General features: G+C 50.4%; 17 protein-coding genes and 4 pseudogenes. 10 read left to right on the top strand and 11 right to left on the bottom strand.

What is annotated here, in order from left to right; genetic code table 11:
• Positions 1–44: 44 nt before the first annotated feature.
• A pseudogene (locus ACXI0A_RS21110) lies at positions 45–290 on the top strand (helix-turn-helix domain-containing protein); the annotation flags it as partial.
• Here the strand turns inward: ACXI0A_RS21110 and ACXI0A_RS21115 are convergent.
• A pseudogene (locus ACXI0A_RS21115) lies at positions 276–871 on the bottom strand (transposase); the annotation flags it as partial. The pseudogenes ACXI0A_RS21110 and ACXI0A_RS21115 sit on opposite strands and share 15 nt — an antisense overlap.
• Before the next feature lie 392 nt (positions 872–1,263).
• On the opposite strand from ACXI0A_RS21115, the gene ACXI0A_RS21120 reads away from it, so the two are divergent.
• Complete coding sequence (locus ACXI0A_RS21120; protein ID WP_476147319.1) at positions 1,264–1,578, top strand: hypothetical protein; 315 nt, start codon at positions 1,264–1,266, stop codon at positions 1,576–1,578.
• 129 nt (positions 1,579–1,707) lie between these two features.
• On the opposite strand, the gene ACXI0A_RS21125 is transcribed toward ACXI0A_RS21120, so the two are convergent.
• A complete protein-coding gene (locus ACXI0A_RS21125; protein WP_476147318.1) occupies positions 1,708–2,037 on the bottom strand; it encodes an Rrf2 family transcriptional regulator in 330 nt (109 codons plus the stop codon).
• Between the two features lie 546 nt (positions 2,038–2,583).
• Here ACXI0A_RS21125 and ACXI0A_RS21130 point away from each other — a divergent pair.
• Positions 2,584–2,820 (top strand): annotated as a pseudogene (locus ACXI0A_RS21130) (IS3 family transposase); the annotation flags it as partial.
• Positions 2,821–3,108: 288 nt separating this feature from the next.
• On the opposite strand, the gene ACXI0A_RS21135 reads toward ACXI0A_RS21130, so the two are convergent.
• Both ACXI0A_RS21135 and ACXI0A_RS21140 read right to left on the bottom strand, forming a co-directional pair.
• Positions 3,109–3,372: an RES family NAD+ phosphorylase gene (locus tag ACXI0A_RS21135; protein ID WP_479410254.1), complete on the bottom strand. Its 264-nt coding sequence runs from the start codon at positions 3,370–3,372 to the stop codon at positions 3,109–3,111.
• Between the two features lie 127 nt (positions 3,373–3,499).
• Positions 3,500–5,263: an SgrR family transcriptional regulator gene (locus ACXI0A_RS21140; protein ID WP_476147317.1), complete on the bottom strand. Its 1,764-nt coding sequence runs from the start codon at positions 5,261–5,263 to the stop codon at positions 3,500–3,502.
• Positions 5,264–5,407: 144 nt separating this feature from the next.
• Between ACXI0A_RS21140 and ACXI0A_RS21145 the strand changes: the two genes are divergently transcribed.
• The 3 genes and pseudogenes from ACXI0A_RS21145 (at position 5,408) to ACXI0A_RS21155 (ending at position 7,978) form a co-directional block, all read left to right on the top strand.
• A complete protein-coding gene (locus ACXI0A_RS21145) occupies positions 5,408–6,232 on the top strand; it encodes a shikimate 5-dehydrogenase (protein ID WP_476147316.1) in 825 nt (274 codons plus the stop codon).
• Between the two features lie 92 nt (positions 6,233–6,324).
• A pseudogene (locus ACXI0A_RS21150) lies at positions 6,325–6,772 on the top strand (fructose-specific PTS transporter subunit EIIC); the annotation flags it as partial.
• 168 nt (positions 6,773–6,940) lie between these two features.
• The gene (locus ACXI0A_RS21155; RefSeq protein ID WP_476147315.1) at positions 6,941–7,978 is read left to right on the top strand and encodes a tyrosine-type recombinase/integrase; all 1,038 of its coding nucleotides are present in this window, start codon (positions 6,941–6,943) and stop codon (positions 7,976–7,978) included.
• A 60-nt stretch (positions 7,979–8,038) separates the two neighbouring features.
• Here ACXI0A_RS21155 and ACXI0A_RS21160 read toward each other — a convergent pair whose 3' ends face one another.
• Both ACXI0A_RS21160 and ACXI0A_RS21165 read right to left on the bottom strand, forming a co-directional pair.
• Complete coding sequence (locus ACXI0A_RS21160) at positions 8,039–8,614, bottom strand: VapC50 family PIN domain-containing toxin (protein ID WP_476147314.1); 576 nt, start codon at positions 8,612–8,614, stop codon at positions 8,039–8,041.
• Positions 8,611–9,069: a helix-turn-helix domain-containing protein gene (locus ACXI0A_RS21165; RefSeq protein ID WP_128602179.1), complete on the bottom strand. Its 459-nt coding sequence runs from the start codon at positions 9,067–9,069 to the stop codon at positions 8,611–8,613. The genes ACXI0A_RS21160 and ACXI0A_RS21165 overlap by 4 nt, the downstream gene beginning before the upstream one ends.
• Before the next feature lie 223 nt (positions 9,070–9,292).
• Here ACXI0A_RS21165 and ACXI0A_RS21170 point away from each other — a divergent pair, with 223 nt between their 5' ends.
• Together ACXI0A_RS21170 and ACXI0A_RS21175 are read left to right on the top strand one after the other, a co-directional pair.
• Positions 9,293–9,547, top strand: a complete 255-nt coding sequence (locus tag ACXI0A_RS21170) for a nucleotidyltransferase domain-containing protein (protein WP_476147313.1) — start codon at positions 9,293–9,295, stop codon at positions 9,545–9,547.
• 77 nt (positions 9,548–9,624) lie between these two features.
• The gene (locus ACXI0A_RS21175) at positions 9,625–10,083 is read left to right on the top strand and encodes a hypothetical protein (protein WP_476147312.1); all 459 of its coding nucleotides are present in this window, start codon (positions 9,625–9,627) and stop codon (positions 10,081–10,083) included.
• Positions 10,084–10,255: 172 nt separating this feature from the next.
• Here the strand turns inward: ACXI0A_RS21175 and ACXI0A_RS21180 are convergent, their stop codons facing one another.
• From ACXI0A_RS21180 to ACXI0A_RS21195, 4 genes are all read right to left on the bottom strand, one after another.
• Positions 10,256–10,807 (bottom strand): DUF2913 family protein, encoded by a 552-nt coding sequence (locus ACXI0A_RS21180; protein ID WP_479410255.1) that lies wholly within the window; start codon positions 10,805–10,807, stop codon positions 10,256–10,258.
• 1,090 nt (positions 10,808–11,897) lie between these two features.
• Positions 11,898–12,155, bottom strand: coding sequence for a hypothetical protein (locus ACXI0A_RS21185; protein ID WP_476147311.1), 258 nt, complete (start codon positions 12,153–12,155; stop codon positions 11,898–11,900).
• Positions 12,156–12,264: 109 nt separating this feature from the next.
• Entirely contained in the window at positions 12,265–13,866 is a 1,602-nt protein-coding gene (locus tag ACXI0A_RS21190; RefSeq protein WP_476147310.1) for a methyl-accepting chemotaxis protein, read from the bottom strand.
• Positions 13,867–14,619: 753 nt separating this feature from the next.
• Complete coding sequence (locus ACXI0A_RS21195) at positions 14,620–15,177, bottom strand: cytochrome b/b6 domain-containing protein (protein ID WP_476147347.1); 558 nt, start codon at positions 15,175–15,177, stop codon at positions 14,620–14,622.
• Positions 15,178–15,365: 188 nt separating this feature from the next.
• Here ACXI0A_RS21195 and ACXI0A_RS21200 point away from each other — a divergent pair, with 188 nt between their 5' ends.
• Positions 15,366–15,719: a metalloregulator ArsR/SmtB family transcription factor gene (locus ACXI0A_RS21200; RefSeq protein ID WP_476147309.1), complete on the top strand. Its 354-nt coding sequence runs from the start codon at positions 15,366–15,368 to the stop codon at positions 15,717–15,719.
• Positions 15,667–16,200: a rhodanese-like domain-containing protein gene (locus tag ACXI0A_RS21205; RefSeq protein WP_476147308.1), complete on the top strand. Its 534-nt coding sequence runs from the start codon at positions 15,667–15,669 to the stop codon at positions 16,198–16,200. The genes ACXI0A_RS21200 and ACXI0A_RS21205 overlap by 53 nt, the downstream gene beginning before the upstream one ends.
• A gap of 73 nt (positions 16,201–16,273) precedes the next feature.
• On the opposite strand, the gene arsC is transcribed toward ACXI0A_RS21205, so the two are convergent.
• Positions 16,274–16,711, bottom strand: a complete 438-nt coding sequence (arsC, locus tag ACXI0A_RS21210) for an arsenate reductase (glutaredoxin) (protein ID WP_476147307.1) — start codon at positions 16,709–16,711, stop codon at positions 16,274–16,276.
• Positions 16,712–16,731 lie beyond the last annotated feature (20 nt).

Genomic DNA, 16,731 nt, shown 5'->3' on the forward strand with positions numbered 1-16,731 from the left:
GAAAGGGGGTGCGGACGATTTCCTGGACTCTCAGGAGATAAGTTATGTATTCCGAAGCGGACCGCCTTCGCGCAATCGAGCTGTACTTTAAATATGGCAAAAAAATCGCAGCCGTTGTTCGTGAGCTGGGTTATCCGACAGAACGTCATCTCAGGCGCTGGATAGAAGCATGGAAGGCAGGTGACGGCACTGTAAAGAGCGTTAAGCGCAAACCACGCTACTCCACCGTGCAAAAACAGGCTGCTGTTGATCATTATCTAACACACGGGCGCTGCCTCGCCTTTACGTGCCCGCGGGCTCCGGTATCCGACCTGAGCCTTTATCCCGACACGTTTCATCAGCCGCCAGACTCTGTTGACTCCGCACTGTTGCCCGCTGTCTCGCAGATCCAGATGGATCTTGCGATAACCATAGACGCATCCCGATTCCAGCCAGAACTGTTTAATCTGCCCGGTCAGCATCTGGTCTGTCTGATGGCGCTGTGAATGCGGCTGCTGAAGCCAGGCGTAAAAGCCACTGGGATGAGCATCCAGCACCTGACAGACCAGGCGAACAGGCCAGCAACGGGCGTTGTCACGGATAAAGGCGTACCTCAGTCGGACAGCTTTGCGAAGTACGCCGCGGCTTTTTTTAATATGTCCCGTTCGTCGGTAACCCGCTTCAGCTCTTTCTGGAGACGGCGGATCTCGGCCTGAGCATCTGACTGTTCTTTATGAGTGGATGAGTCCGGGCCATACTTCTTTATCCAAGCGTAAAGGCTGTGGGTGGTGATATCGAGACGTATTGCAACGCTGGAAACAGAATGACCGCGATCAACAACCTGTTTGACTGCTTCAATTTTAAACTCTTCGGGATAACGCTTACCGCTCATGGGCACCTCTCTTTAAGTCATCTTAAATGACTCTGAGGTGTCTGTTAAACCTGTGGCGATTCAGTCACACACAGGGTTGTCAGCTATCAGTGCTGCTTGTTAGTCATGGAATATGCCCAGAGGCACATTACCAGTGCGGGGTGAATTGTATACCTTTCTAAATATGCTGCCGGGATTTGACGGAAAATTTTGGGAACATTAACAAATACCAGAAATTTCTTGATTAAATAGCGCACAATTAATACATAACCCATTATCAATAAAGAATTATCCGATCTTACGGTTGATTAAATATCTGCACTAATTGAAGTATAATTGGTCGAAAATTTGTGAGGCAGCTACTAGAATTTTATTCGTTAAGTCAAATTTAAAAGACGAAAACGGAGCGTACGATGCAAGATGACATTGCAGCTGAGTGTGAAATTCAGATAAAACGTTTGGCGGGTATGTATCAGATGGGGGACGGCTACCAGCAAACAAAAGAAGCTATCAACTCAATCCTAACGGACTTCAATCATGGACTGGGCAGAGATGTGTCTGTACGCATCATGGTATGGAGTGATTTACATGCTTCGCTAAGAAATTCCCTGATAATTTCAGCCGAACCTCGCTGGATAGAAGCGATTCGCTATGCGATTTCGCGAGTTAAGTCGTTCAAGCAGAATGCAATGGCATCCCATGCAGCCCGTATGGCTTCCCATGCCTGAGCCGCAAATGAACAGAATTAATTCACTTTATTTGAGCGAATGGTTATGGCAGGAAAGCAAATAGCCGGATTGCAGCAGTACATCAATAACAGCGCAAGTGATTCAGTATGGCGAGTCATTCCATTATGTTCAGGTCTTAGAAATTTGAGCTGAGTCCTGCAAATCTTTAAGCGATACCGAAATGAGAGCCCTGACCACTGGGTACGGTGTGCCCGAGGTACTGAAGGCAGACAATATGTCAGTTACGGTAATGCTGGCGGGATTGCGTGATAAGGCGTAACCGCCATACATGCCGGGCATACTCTTAATCAGGCCTTCATCCCTGAGTACTGCGATCAGACTTTCAAGGTAACTAACAGAAAGTGAAACTTCTGGAATTAAATCTCTGACAGGGATAACTTTCTCCTCACTCAGAGCCATCATGATGTTTAGAGCGTTGTTCTGTTTACTGGTAAGCATCCTTTAGAAGCCCGTTAATTTTCTCTTTCAAAAGAATATCACTATTGTAGGGGATGGTGATCCAAATGGATCGGCATAGCTGAATCCACCGACAAGGACTGACGGTTAACCCAACATCTGGCTTGTCCCTCGATGGGTGATCAAAGCAACGAAGCGGCTGTCGGTTGCGATTCGATAAATGGCCAAGATTGTAGAGATGGCGCCAGTTGTCGAAATCTTTTCGATTGTGACTTGAAGTGATGCGCCGTCCGGAGTCATTGGAAGATGTTGGATATCGGGTAAGGGCGGGTATTAACAAAAAACGCATTTACAAAGAGGCTTGGCATTGCTTGAATAAAGACGTTGGCTAAGCTAGTAAACCACGTAGCCAAGAAATGGTCAAAAACAGGCGGTGTGCTGGGTCGGTTAAACATTGAGTGCCTAAAGAAGCTTAAGGCTCATCTGACGGTTGATGGTGTCTGGGGCGTGAGTAAGAAGCTTGATGCCATGGGCGTCATCACTGCTAAAGACCTTACCAAGCAAAGCACATGTAACAACGCATCGGATCTTATAAGGTCCATGTCGCGCAAAGGTTGCTCGTCGGATAATGCGGCGTGTGAAGGCTTCTTCGGGCGGGTCAAAAATGAAATGTACTATGGCAGAAACTGGGCGGGCACAACGCTGGAAGATTTTATGTGCTTCCTAGACAGGTACATACGCTGGTATAACGAGAGTCGGTTCAAAATCTCATTAGGTGCAATGAGTCCGGTCAGGTACCGGCAGCATCTGGGGATCAGAACATAACAGTCCAGGAAAACATCCGCATCTCCCATTATCAAATTGGACCCTCAGCCAAAGTGCGGATAATGCTATTTATGTATAATTATCAAAAGGTTATATAAATTCGTGAAATACTTATTATGTTAAATGGTTTATTCCATTGAAACTAGGTTGTTGTTCCCCACCTTTGGCTAACTGAGATCTCATTAAAGAATGCTTTATTGGAACAACGAAGAATGAAAAATAATTTTTCCTGATAAAGCACATCACAACCTACGTCTTACATTATTGGGCTGCTCTACTCACCGATGGTTAGGCATTGAGTCGGCTATCAAACCTAAACGGGATAACTTCTGCCTGTTGAATAATCGCGTACAAATTCGAATGTTCGTAATTTAACAGGAAATTGTAATCAACCTGCGATAGCGCGCTCGCTTCGCGTAACGCAACTGAACTATTCCAGACATCACCGTATGCGGCTAGGTTTGGTGGTGCATCCTCGTCAGCCCAATGAAGGGGTAATTCTGCCATATCGGCGTCCTGTACTTGCTCATCAGGCACTTCAATACTCAGCAGCGGAAAAGGTTGCTAAATTTCAGAGAATGCTGTTTGGCCGCAGCAACGAGAAAAACCGGTAGAAAATAGAAAAGCAGATCGCGCCGGCTGAAAAGCATATAACCGAGCTCCAGAACTAATTGCCAGATTACTCCGGCTCCATCCATGTCGACTTAAAATCGAACCAGCCGAGATTGTTAAGGTGAATCCCCTTTGCCTGCTCAGGCCCTTTCAGGCGCATCCAATGATGAAACAGCGGCTGCAGCCAGCCTTCACCGACCACATTTTGCATTAATTGCTGAGAGGTCAAAGTCCCTCCTCGCCACTCCTGCAACCATTGGTTGAAAATTTCGGCGTTACCACCAGAAATGTGGTCTTTTAACAACGGCATTCCCAACAACCATGCCCCTACGTTCCAGGCTTCGGGAACAGGAAAGTTAACTGTTCCCAACCAGAGGTCCACTTTTACCTCTCCCGAGGCCCAACGTTCATACTCTAATTCGATGAGTTCAAGCTCGACGCCTGAATCGGCAAGCACAACTCTCATAACGCCTGCCAACATCCGGTATTCTGGATGCTGTGCGTGATACGCCAACTTTAAGCGGCAAGGTATCTTCGGCGACTGCGATTTACCGGCATCCATGCAGTGAAACCATGAAGGTAACAGGCTGCCTGTGGGCACCCAAAATTGTCGGATCGGCTCGATCAGTTTCTGTATTAACAGGTTCGGATTGAGTTCTTCACGCAGCCAGCGCCGCTTTTCAATGCTCTGCCATTGGCTGGAACGACTGTCACATAGCAAAAAATATCCACCGCGCTCAAGAAACATCTCGCTTGAAAGATCAGATGGTTTCCCCGTGAAGTTTACCGCATGACCGGCAACATAATCCACGTCACTAATGCTTGAACTCAACCAAGTGGCAGACTGCGCAGGCACGGCATTAACTGCTGTCGATTTGGTAGCTTTATCACCTAATGACAGTGTCGCTAGATTTGGCCACATCAATACTACCACCTCATCAAGCAGTGCCCGAAAGCCGAAGTAGCGGTCATAGGCCTTTAAAAGCAGACGCCAGTCGTTATTTTCACTCACCTGATACGGTCCGGTGCCGATTGGATGTGAGGCAAAATCAACATGTAAGGCGTGGTCGACGGGCAAAATCAGCGCCGTCGGATGAGACAATAAAAGCGGAAGCTGTGGGTCTGCCTGACTTAGCTCAACCACCACACATAGCGTACCGCTCTGGTAGATCCGCTGAATATGAGAGAAAAGAGGCTGGTGTGTAGAGCGAGTCAACGATTCAACGACATCCTGGCTGGTCAGCTCCCGTCCGTCGTGAAACAAGACGCCGGGTCGCAAATAGAATCGCCAATGCAGGTCGTCAACATGGCGCCATTGATGTGCGAGGTCAGGCTCAATCGCGCCAGTATCCTCGTTAACACGGGTGAGCCCATTAAAAATTTGCCTTACCAGATGCAGCTCGGAACGACGCAGCGGAGTTCCGGGGTATAGATTAGGCATAGTGCGGTAATACGGCACACTAAGCGACTGATAGTCATTACGAATGCTATAACCCAGCTTACTTCGAAGCAGCGAAGTCACCAGTTGTTTTTCTTCGCCAAGCAGGCTTATTGCTTCGTCAAAATTGCCTTCTTCGATGAGCTTATCAGCCCTTTCAACCAGTAGTTGATGGGAATTTCTCAGCAGGTTCAACTGTGATCGATGCCCTCTCCCTGCAACCGATAACCAGTCAACCCAACCCAATGTTTGCATCTGAACTAACAAGCTACGCATGTGCCTTTTACTGCAGTTAAGTTTATCCGCCAACTCCTGCAGGGTGGTACTGCCGCTTTGTGTCGGGAAGAAATTCAGCAGGCGTAGATACTGTTGTTCAAGCCGTCGACCAGCCATAAAAGAGGAACTCCGATGTATAAACTTCAGCAGTTTTTAATCTCATCTTTTTAAGCCATTATTTTCAACACCGCAACGGCTGATGGCCAAACCTGCGGTTCCATCCCACTTGATAACAGAAATATTTTTCTGAAGGCGTTCGTTATGACTAAAAATTTAAACAAAGACACTACTATCTGCATGTCATTGGCCGCAAGACCGAGTAATTTTGGCACGCGCTTTCATAATTATCTCTACGATGCGATGGATCTCGATTACTTGTATAAGGCTTTTACTACGCGGGATTTGAAAGCCTCCATCGGCGGCGTTCGCGCATTGGGCATTCGCGGTTGTGCAATCTCAATGCCGTTCAAAGAAGAGTGTATTCCGATGCTGGATGAACTCGATTCCTCCGCAAAAGCCATCAACTCGGTAAATACCATTGTTAATAACGACGGCTATCTCAAAGCCTTTAACACCGACTACATTGCTATAGCCACTCTGCTGAAGCAGTATCAGATTCCCACCAAATTTACCTTTGTCCTTCGCGGAAGCGGCGGTATGGCTAAAGCGGTAGCCTGCGCACTCAAAGATGCTGGTTTCAGTAAAGGGGTTATTGTTGCCAAAAATGAAAAAACCGGCCTTGAATTAGCCAAACTTTATGGCTTTGAATGGCGCAAAGAGATGGGGGATCTGAATGCTGAGCTTCTCATTAACGCAACGCCAATCGGTATGGCAAATGGAGACGACGCTGACAAACTTTCCTTTACTCAGCTGCAGATTGAACAGGCACAGGTCATCTTTGAGGTCGTGGCTCTCCCTGCAGAAACGCCGCTGGTCACCTATGCCAGAAACAAGAACAAGACTGTCATAACTGGCGCTGAAGTATTTGCTATTCAGGCTGTTGAGCAATTTGTTCTCTATACCGGCGTAAGGCCCGATAATGAACTATTTCAAAAGGCGGCTCATCACGCACGCGCCGGGGCTTAGAGCACAGCATCACACCTCAGTCTTTTATATTAAAACCTATCGATACTTGTTATCCGATGACATAAAAATAGAAGGTGTACTCTATGAATAATGGCATTTATAAACATCTTATGACCGGCGTATCACACATGCTTCCTCTGGTTGTCGCCGGAGGGTTGTGTATTGCCCTTTCCTTTGTTTTTGGTATTCAGACATTTAAAGAACCAGGCACGATTGCTGCCGCATTAATGGACATAGGAGGTAAAGCGGCTTTTGCCCTGATGGTTCCGGTACTAGCAGGATACATCGCCTTTTCTATTGCCGACCGCCCTGGACTCGCGCCGGGTTTAATAGGTGGCAAGCTTGGGAGGCGCTGGGTTTCTGGGTGGCATTGTAGCTGGTTTTCTTGCAGGTTATACCACTAAATCCCTGATTGAGAAAATCAGGCTCCCTGCAGAGTTGGATGCCTTGAGACCAATTTTAGTCGTCCCATTGCTGGCAACGTTATTCACTGGACTGATAATGATTTACGTGGTGGGCGGACCCGTTGCTGCAACCATGTTTACGGCCATTTATACGAAACTCCGAAACCTGCCCTGCTGGTGGGGCTGTGGGAAGACGGTTAAAACTCAGGCAGCGCTACGTAAAATCTGAAGGGCATCTGCCCTGCTCCTTCTTCAGAATTCACGTAGCGCTGCTGACATAAAAGCGGGCAAATACTGAGCAATCATGAACGATATCTCCGGTTTTACTGGCGTGGCCCTCAGTGGCGGCACCGGTGACGATCTCACCGCGAAGCTGGCCGCCTTTGTCCGGCACCGCGAGGCCTTCTCGCCAAATACCTGGCGCCAGCTGCTGAGCGTGATGCGGATTAGCTGGCGCTGGTCCCAGGATAACCGGCGGTCGTTCCTGCCGATGTCGCCGGAGGACATGCAGGACTACCTGTTTCACCTGCAGGCCATTGGTCGTTCAACTTCGACCATTTCGGTGCACGCCGCTCTCCTGTCAATGTTACACCGTAACGCCGGGCTGGTTCCTCCGACGGTTTCACCTGATGTCATTCGCGCAAAGAAGAAAATTAACCGCACGGCTATTGTATCAGGTGAGCGTACCGGGCAGGCGGTGCCCTTCTGCCGGCCGGATCTGAATCGTCTCGATGCGGCCTGGAAGCATTCGCCCCGGCTTCAGCATCTGCGGGACCTCGCCTTCATTCACGTGGCTTACGGTACATTGCTGCGTATGAGCGAGTTATCCCGCCTGCGGGTGCGGGACATTTCACGGGCGGCCGACGGTCGCATCATTCTCGATGTGGGCTGGACAAAGACCATCCTGCAGTCGGGTGGGATTGTTAAGGCGCTCAGCACGCGCTCTTCTGAACGGCTGATGGAATGGATTAACGCAGCCGGTCTGGCTGGCGAACCCGACGCGGTATTTTTCTGCCCAGTCCACCGGTCAAACAAAGTGACCACCTTCTCAACCGTGCCCATGAGTGCCCCGTGTCTGGAGGATATCTGGCGCCGCGCAAGACACCAGGCGGGTGCCAAAACTCCCCTGAAAACGAACAAGGGGCGCTATTCCAGCTGGAGTGGCCACAGCGCGCGCGTCGGGGCCGCACAGGATATGGCCAGAAAGGGCATTTCGATCGCTCAAATCATGCAGGAAGGCACCTGGACTCAGACCCAGACTGTGATGCGGTACATACGTATGGTTGAAGCACATAAAGGTGCCATGGTCGGACTGATGGAGGCGGACGACTGGCCTGATTAAAGGTGGCACCCTGTTAATCAACTCCCAGGCCCGCTCCGAATGTCATTGACGTGCGTGTCTTCAGATTAATGCAGCCAGAGGCCGTAAACGGGAGACGGTTTCCGGAAGCTGCTGCCGCAGCAGGCAGTCAAGATACTCATCGGGCGTGAAAGGCGGAGATAAAAGACTGGCGCGCTGGCGCCGGGCCGCGTCGATCACCACAGTGATATCCAGCTCAGTAAGATCAGTGATAAAGCTGTCAGGGTGAATCGCACGCAGGTTCCATACCGACAGCACCTCGTCAGGAAAATCTCTGAGGTTAAACGTAACAATGCATTCTGCCTGGGCAACAATCGCAGCGGCAACGACGTGACGGTCGTCTTCATCAGGCAATCCCCTGATGGATTCAATCAGAGACTGATATCCGGTTACCAGAGCATCCGGTACATGGCGATCCATCAATGCACGGACACGTTCAAGCTGAGCCCTGTTAAGCTCGGTGCGATTGAGCAACACGTTACGGATCCACTCTTCATGGATGTCTTCACTCCATCGCGCGCGAAACTGCCCGCCGGCAGCAAGGTACATGAGGAAGCTGCGCAGAGGTGCAGGGTAGAGAACGCAGGCGTCAAATACTACGGTATAACCAGAACTCATTCGTAACCCAGCCCAAGTTCCTGATCGAGTGCACCCAGCTCATCAAGCGCATCATGCCTCTGGTTCACCAGTTTGTTGCGGTATGCAAGCGCGTCCACGTAGCGGATTTTACGACGGTTCCCCGTACGATGGTAAGGCAGTTCACCGTTGTCCAGCAGACGAATCAGCGTTGGACGCGAAATGTTAAGCAGATCGGCCACTTCCTGCGTTGTCATCTCTGCCCCGACCGGAACAAGGCGCACGGCATTTCCTTCACCCAGTTCGGTGAGCACATCTACCAGCATACGCAGCGCGCTGACTGGAATGCTGACATTGTGGATCTGTCCACGTTTGTCAGTGAGTGAAACCTGTTGTGACTCTGCGCGTGTTTCGAGCACGGCGGAGAGTTCCCGGCTGCACAGGCGCGCAAGTTCCGCTTCCTGCAGGGAAGGAAGCTTATTCTGAAGTTGTGTCATGAACACCTCCTGTATCTGTTATTCGAAATTTTCGCAAATGATGGCGTGTTATGCAACCGCTATAGTGTGACGTGTAGCTCAACGGTGCAGGTTGCGTTCTCTGGAAGAATATGTGCCAGCAGCGCGGGGAAAGTTGTGCTGTCTGGCACTCTCTACCTGCATGGGTTTACAGAACGGGTGAACTGTCCAGGCCTATCCTTCATAATGTAAACATGTTCCTTTGATGAAGCTGAGAAAAATGGCTGTTGATGAAACTGGTTTTATCTCCGTCCCTGACGGAAAAAATTTGCAGCCTCAGTTTAGAAAGGTGATTAGCGATGTTGCTAAAGCTCTCGTCATTTCTCAGGCAGACAACATACACAGCATCTATGTCTACGGTAGCGTGGCTCTGGGTACCGCCGTAGAGACGGTGTCGGATCTGGATATCGCGGTTATTTTCAGTCATGAACGCATCGGGGGGCTGAATCGCCTGAACTGACTGCGGTCATCAGGTCGCTCGAAGAGGCACATCCCGTAATCAGTAAAATTGACCTGGACGCCGGCACCCTCTCCACTGTGATGGATCCTCAGCAGCTCAATCGATGGGGATACTGGCTCAAACACCATTGCGTCTGTGTATACGGGGAGGATTTACGCGAACGTTTTGCAGCCTTCAGGCCTTCAAAGGAGATTGCCGTTGCCGTAAATGGTGATTTTTTTAACGTGCTGAATGATTACGCTTCACAGATGAAACCGTCTTCAGAACCCGCTCAACGGCAGAGGCTGCAAAGAGCTGCGGCCCGTAAAGCCATCCGGTCAACGGGTATTCTGAGGGCTGAAAAGGACCGGGACTGGCCGGCCACGCTTGAGGAACAATGCGAGTGGTTTAATGAACGGTATCCGGCTCTGGCGGAGGAGATGGACTACTGGCTGGCCATGAGTTATCGCCCGCGTGGCGACATAATGGCATTCGCTGGCAGGATAACGACATTCGCCTACTGGCTGAATGCAGAGTTTCATACGTGTCAGCGGTGATGCAGAGACCGGTCACGGATCAAGGTAGGAACACTTGTTCTGAATGATCAGGGCACGGCGGGCACTGTTCGATGAAGTTCTGACTGAAACGCCAGCCTGCTGAGTTTCAGTCAGGCTATATGCGGAGCGTAAAAAGCGGCAAAGCGTAACCGGCGCTTTCCCCTTATTCTTCCTAAGGACTGGTCATTAAATGATGCAGCAGGGGATCCGTTGTTACGGCCTGACGTTGCCATCCTGCTCGCTTCAGCAGCGCATCCACGGCAGGAAGATCGGCGGTGATGCGTAATGCAAGAGGGTTAATCTGACGCCCGTCGTCATCAAATCTGGTTTCCAGATTGTTTTTCCTTAAAAAGACCCCCGGCACCTTCGGACTCAGTTTTACCGCGTGGCGTCCTTCCCATTCAGACTCTGTGAGAACGCCGTAATTAATACCCGTCAGCGTAATGGCATGCATCACGTGCTGGAGGCGGAATAAATCATTCTGTGCCAGCAGATCGCCGCTGCTTGCCCGCCAGAGATATTCCAGCTTGCCCGGCAGGTCCGCCCGAAGCCCTTTCTCCCGGCCTTCCCTGAGCAGCCAGCGTATGTCATTGGCCAGTTCACGCCGGAACAGACGCTTCTTCTCTGCCGTCGCCAGCCATCTGCATAAAAAGAGATTTTCCTGCGCAGCGGAACTGACGGCTCCGGCCTGACGCGCCGTGTTCAGTGCGATAAGCCCGCACAGGCAAGGTGATCGACGTAGAGGTTCGTGTTATCCATACTTTGATTAATTTTTCGTTGGTAAGCTGATTTAATTGCCGTTCCTAACCTGCGTGGGCTTCAATTTCATCCCTGTTTATCTTGGAGCCTATCTGCCTACAGGTGGCCTGAGGCTGACCGCATAAATGGAAGCGCGGGTTATAGAAAACTCCTATGACCAGTAACAAAAGGTAAATATAAATTCCACCCTGACCAGAGTAATATCGTGGTGCACACACAGCTACGCTGTTGCAAACGAGAATTTCTGTACTGATTTATTTAACCCGTCCTCTGGCGGGTTCTTTTCAGTATCCGCGCTGGTATTTTCAGGATGTGAAACACGCAGACCATCACGCCTCAACGGCAGCAGTGTTCCGGCACAAAGGGAAGCTGTTTTCAGGGCAGCGCATAAGGAAATCTGAGCATAAATACGGAGAGAGGTGTCTTGTGTTTTCTGCCGTACAGCTCATGGACAATGAGCTGCCTGCCACTCTGAATCCTGACTTTCAGGACTGTCCTGACGCTGGCCGCGGCATTGATTTCAGCTGATGCGAAACGACTGCCTACCAGAGTGGCCAGATCCGCCTTTTTTAACCTCAGTATCATGCATCTCTGTTTTCTGAAGACCATCAATTAATAAGAAGGTAGCTGAAAAGCAGGTACCAGATGAGTTTTGCATGCTTTCACTGAAAATTTCAGATCGGACATGCGTCCCGTTTAATACGGTCAGACAGATATATGTCTGACCGTATCAGGCTAATAACTTACTGCTAGCTCACCTGAGTGATGGAAGCAGGATCCAGATTCCGGCCGAGAGATAACAGCGCTGTTTTCATCGGACATAACGTACCCGCTTCGGTGATCCGGCAATCGGAATGGCGCCACTCTTCCCGCAGTAACGGATGGTGCTCGCCAAGTGCCAGCGATGAAAGACCCGGCTACTCTCCGGCGGAATGTTACCCCGCGTGTAGCCCCTGGTAATGTCCATCAGGTTGCGCACCATGGTGCTATTGGTATCGTGGGCAGCCAGCAGCCAGCGGGTGTACTTTTTTTAGAAATGCTCTCGGCGCCCCTGGTCAGGCAGTTTGCATGACCTTTTTCGGACGGATGAGTCTGTTATGTTTTTCAGTGGCCAGACTGAGTTCGTTCTGCAGCTGAAGGTGCTCCCTCCGGGCCGCGCTCAGACGCTTCTCGTGCAGCAACGTTTCTCTTACCGTGGTTGTCTGTTCTTCCAGCGCACGCAGAATAATTTCTGACTCGCGCAGGTAGCACTGCAGCATTTCGATGCGCGCTTCTGAATGACTTATTGAGCTTTCTGCTTTAAGACGGGCCATAGTGCACTCCAGATGTTCCCTTTTCCTGAAGCAGAAAGCGTAATCACAAAAATTCAATCCCGCCACTCGCCTCTGTCCACGTGGCCCGACTATTTTGTGTCAGTAAACGCTATACCGGGAGAGGCCTGAGCTGCTGCACGCCGCCATGTTCACTGGCTTCATGCGTTGCATCGAGCCGGAAAACACTGACGCGCTCACCCATGATGGCCGCATGCTCCGCCATAAGCTGTGCTGCAGTGGAAGACTCCTCCACAAGTGCCGCATTCTGCTGAGTCGTTGTGTCAATCTGCTCCATCGCGATATTGATTTGAGCAATGCCGTCATTCTGTTCGCTGGCGGCCTGAGCGATTCCGTTAATGAGCTGTTCGATGCTGCTCACGTTACTGACGATACCTTCCATCCCTTTGTGGGCTTTATCAACCAGCCTGTTTCCTGCGTCAATTCTGGACACTGAGTCATCAATCAGCACCTTAATCTCACGTGCTGCAGAGGCACTTCGCTGTGCCAGGGTGCGCACCTCACCGGCCACCACCGCAAACCCCCTGCCCGATTCCCCGGCACGGGCCGCCTCTACCGCGGCGTTGAGGGCCAGAATGTTAGTCTGGAAGGCAATCCCATCAATGACTGAAATAATGCCCGACATCCTGGACGAGGACTCCGAAATGGCTTTCATTCCGGTGGACACGTCGCTCATTAACGAGCCGTTACTCTTCACAAGCGCGGTCGTTTCAGACGCAAACTCGCGCGCGCTGGCCGTGTGGCCGGCGGTGTTATTTAGGGTGGCGGTGAGCTGCTCCAGCGTGGCGGCAGTCTGTTCTACGCTGGCGGCCTGCTCTTCTGTCCGGGATGACAGCTCCCGGTTACCGAGCGCAATCTCGCCGGCGGCAGAGGAGATACTGTCAGAGCCATTGCGCACTTTCATCACGGTATTGCGCAGGCTTTCCGTCATCTCACGCAGTGCTTCCATCAACTGGCCCACCTGGTCCCTTGAGTGAACCTCAACATCAATCGTCAGATTGCCGGAGGCCACCGCGCGGGATACCGCGACCGCTGAGCGCAGAGGGATGACAATGCTGCGGGTAATGAATAACGCCAGAAGCGCACTCAGTAATAAAGCCGCCAGGCCGACACCGTAGAGCGTCCAGACGGCTGTGGTGCCTGCCTGCTGGATATGCAAGGCGCTGTCATCGATGGAGCTCTGCTGATTGTTGACAACCGCACGTACCGCCACAGAATAAGCCTTCATGGACGGCAACAGGCGGGTGCGTATTGCTTCGCTGGTTTCAGCGGCATTTCCGCCAGTACTCATCCGAAGGACCGCTTTACGGGTTGCGTTATATGCTTCGCGCGCATCCGCCACCGCCTTCATTAGTCTCTCCCCTTCACCGGAGATAACCAAACTGACCAGTTCTTTCTGAACGACGCTGGCCCGTGCTGAATTTTTTTTCATCTCATCCGCAGCGTACTGCTTCACCCCCTCGTCTCCGGAAGTCATCACCACCAGACCCAGCGCGGCATTAGAATCAATGATGGACAGCCACTCGGTCGAGAGACGTTCACGCACAAGGTAGTTGCTTGTGGTGGTGTGGGTATCCGCCATCATGCCGCGAAGGTGGAATACGCCGATAACCACCATGGCCACCATAAGCAGCATAACCAGTGCAAATCCCCCACCCAATCGGGTCCCCACGCCCATATTCTTAATTTTCATGTCAGTATCTCGCCTGTATAAATCCCTGGGATAAATGAATTATCCGGGGGGCAGCATCTGGATAAGTTGCATGACTTCCAGTAACGCTTAGCCCGGATATAATTAGTTAACAAATTGTTCAAGTTCGTTATCGGCTTATTTTCTGCAAGGTTTAAAGAATGTACGCTTCACCGAAGAGGAATGTGCGCACCCACACAAAAACGGGTATGTGATATACCCTTCATCCCTGCCTGAATGGCGTTAAGAAGTTCGACTGGAAGACTGAAAACATCCGAAGTTAAGCCTGTTTTTGAGCAGTTATGAGCGATCTGAGGACATGACTAACAGCATTCAGTATGAATCAACGGGGAGCAGGTCAGAAATGGTTGAAGTAACCTGCAGATGTCGGCATACAGCACACGCACTGCCAGGCCATTTGTCGCGGCAAAATTACCGATTTCAATAATACTGCTGCGAAAAATTGCCTCTTAAACGTTATTCACCCTCGTTTCGACTGGTCTGTCCTGATAACGTTCCAGTTAAATCATGCCTGCGGATGCGTGGGCCATACCTCAGGCGGCGTGCAGACATTCCCCAGGGTCTGAATATCAGGCAGCAGTGAGTTGCATTCAGCACCCTGGCAGCGGAATGAGTGTTCACGAATGAAGTTTCTGACGAGGGAAAATTTACTGCCGCCCCGCCGCAATATCAATCGACAGGGAGACTGGGTCATCAATCGATGTCCCCTATATGGCCACTGAGAATTCTATATTTCTACTTATTTCTGGCGAGGTACATATGAAGAATGCCCATGGCGCCATGCGCATAGAAATAGAACTCAACAAAAGTGGTCAGAAATTTATGCCAGTGCATGAAACTGCGCACCATATCTTCCGGTATACCGGCCATACGCTGGGCTAAAAACCAGAGACCGCCTGAAAGCGCAACCAGAAGCAGTGAGATCACGCCGAGCCCCTGAATAGTGGCAGCAATCCCTCCCCGGGTCGCATCGGGCAGACTGAACGCTTTGAGGAGGGATAAGTCCTGTTTTATCCCTCTGAAATCAAAGATGATCCACGCAAAATACCATCGGAATCCACGTTGCGTCAGCATCCAGGTGATGAGCATAAAGCCCAAAAAAATTAGAGTAAATCCTGAGATAATATGAAACCAGGTGATATAGCCTTCCAGAGAATTATCACTCAGCGCCTCACGTTCAGTGAAGTTTGAATTAATAATCTGCGAAAGTATCAGCAACGCAACCGAAATATGTAGGCCACGAAAAAAAGGAGCGTAGTCATGAGGAAGGTGGAGCCATAATTTCTTTATCATCATTTCACCGGGAGTCGATAGGAATGTGTTTATCTTCACCGTGAAAGATTAAATCAACCTTAGTAATCTCAAATTTAATTTGATTTTTATTGAGAATAATAATCAATAATGATGGTTCTTTTAACAAATGTGTTGAACTCCGTAACCAATAGTTTAGATTAATCTAAAGTATTAACTGCGGAGGGGCTATGGCAGATAGTCTTGCATTATCCGTTCAGGCGGCTAAAGCAGCACGTCTCCTGAAAACGCTGGCACACACCCAGCGTTTGATGATCCTATGCACACTGATCAAAACCCCTTTTACAGATGCGGGCGCGCTGAGTCGAATGACCGGACTTAGCTCTTCGGCGACTTCACAGCATCTGCGTATATTGAAAAAGGAGGGTCTGATCCGTGCAACCAAAGTCTCACGTTTCATGCAGTACCGCCTGGCTGATCCTTCTGTGATTGCCGTGGTGGAAGTACTCCATCAAATATATTGCCAGGAGAATGATGATGAACATCCCAGTGCTAACCCCCACAGAAGTCAAACAGAAGCTTGAGAGTGGCGCGCAGCTTGTTGATATTCGTGGGCGAGATGAATGGGAGTATGAACATATTCAGGACTCGTTCTCTGTTCCCCTGGACCAGAGCCTGCCGGATGGTCTCACACTGCCAGGTCAGAATCCCTCAGGCTGCGTCATTTTTCACTGTCAGACCGGTATGCGTACGGAAGCAAAAAAAGCCCAATGTGCTGCATTAGGCGCGCCTGCAAAGGTCTACCTTCTGAAGGGCGGGATGAATGCCTGGAAATCAGCTGGCTATACAACAGTAAAAGCAAAGAAAAGGGTATTACCCGTGATGCGACAGGTACAGATTGTCGCCGGGACACTGGTAGTATCAGGCCTCCTCGCTGGTGCTTTGTGGACAGAATGGCTTTATTTTCTGGCTGGGTTTGTCGGGTGTGGACTCATTTTCGCGGGTATAACTGGCTGGTGTGGAATGGCGGTGCTGCTTGAACGGATGCCATGGAACCACAGGTAATCGCCGCTTGCCGGGCTCAGCTATCATGAACCAGCATTGCAATAAATAAACCGGCTCACGCCGGTTATTTCTTTTAGCTCTGCTGAGGTTTGATGCGTTTTGCGTCCGGACCAGTCACCACCTCGCCATCTTCTTTTGTGAATGGGCCTTGCTGCGGATCAGGCAGAATGTCCAGTACGACCTCTGAAGGACGGCAAAGTTTTGTTCCGAGCGGCGTCACGACTATCGGACGATTAATCAGGATCGGGTAATCCATCATAGCGTTCAGCAACTGATCATCCGAAAAGCGATCGCTGGCGAGGCCCAGTTGCTCATACGGTTCCGTATTTTTGCGTAAGAGGGCCCGGACTCCGGTTCCCATCGCGTCGATTATTCCCTGCAATGTTTCACGCGATGGCGGGGTATCAAGGTAATAAATCACGACAGGTTCCGCGCCGCTGTTTCGAATCAGCGCCAGCGTATTACGCGAGGTACCGCAAGCGGGATTGTGATAAATCGTAATGTCAGACATGGGAAATCCTCGTTAAACAA

This window comes from Pantoea sp. C1E2 (assembly GCF_056491465.1).

Bases quoted from the DNA above. Each gene is read 5' to 3' on its own strand.
- ACXI0A_RS21120 (WP_476147319.1), top strand. From the start codon at position 1,264: ATGCAAGATGACATTGCAGCTGAGTGTGAAATTCAGATAAAACGTTTG.
- ACXI0A_RS21125 (WP_476147318.1), bottom strand. From the start codon at position 2,037: ATGCTTACCAGTAAACAGAACAACGCTCTAAACATCATGATGGCTCTG.
- ACXI0A_RS21140 (WP_476147317.1), bottom strand. From the start codon at position 5,263: ATGGCTGGTCGACGGCTTGAACAACAGTATCTACGCCTGCTGAATTTC.
- ACXI0A_RS21145 (WP_476147316.1), top strand. From the start codon at position 5,408: ATGACTAAAAATTTAAACAAAGACACTACTATCTGCATGTCATTGGCC.
- ACXI0A_RS21155 (WP_476147315.1), top strand. From the start codon at position 6,941: ATGAACGATATCTCCGGTTTTACTGGCGTGGCCCTCAGTGGCGGCACC.
- ACXI0A_RS21160 (WP_476147314.1), bottom strand. From the start codon at position 8,614: ATGAGTTCTGGTTATACCGTAGTATTTGACGCCTGCGTTCTCTACCCT.
- ACXI0A_RS21165 (WP_128602179.1), bottom strand. From the start codon at position 9,069: ATGACACAACTTCAGAATAAGCTTCCTTCCCTGCAGGAAGCGGAACTT.
- ACXI0A_RS21170 (WP_476147313.1), top strand. From the start codon at position 9,293: ATGAAGCTGAGAAAAATGGCTGTTGATGAAACTGGTTTTATCTCCGTC.
- ACXI0A_RS21185 (WP_476147311.1), bottom strand. From the start codon at position 12,155: ATGGCCCGTCTTAAAGCAGAAAGCTCAATAAGTCATTCAGAAGCGCGC.
- ACXI0A_RS21190 (WP_476147310.1), bottom strand. From the start codon at position 13,866: ATGAAAATTAAGAATATGGGCGTGGGGACCCGATTGGGTGGGGGATTT.
- ACXI0A_RS21195 (WP_476147347.1), bottom strand. From the start codon at position 15,177: ATGATAAAGAAATTATGGCTCCACCTTCCTCATGACTACGCTCCTTTT.
- ACXI0A_RS21200 (WP_476147309.1), top strand. From the start codon at position 15,366: ATGGCAGATAGTCTTGCATTATCCGTTCAGGCGGCTAAAGCAGCACGT.
- ACXI0A_RS21205 (WP_476147308.1), top strand. From the start codon at position 15,667: ATGATGATGAACATCCCAGTGCTAACCCCCACAGAAGTCAAACAGAAG.
- arsC (WP_476147307.1), bottom strand. From the start codon at position 16,711: ATGTCTGACATTACGATTTATCACAATCCCGCTTGCGGTACCTCGCGT.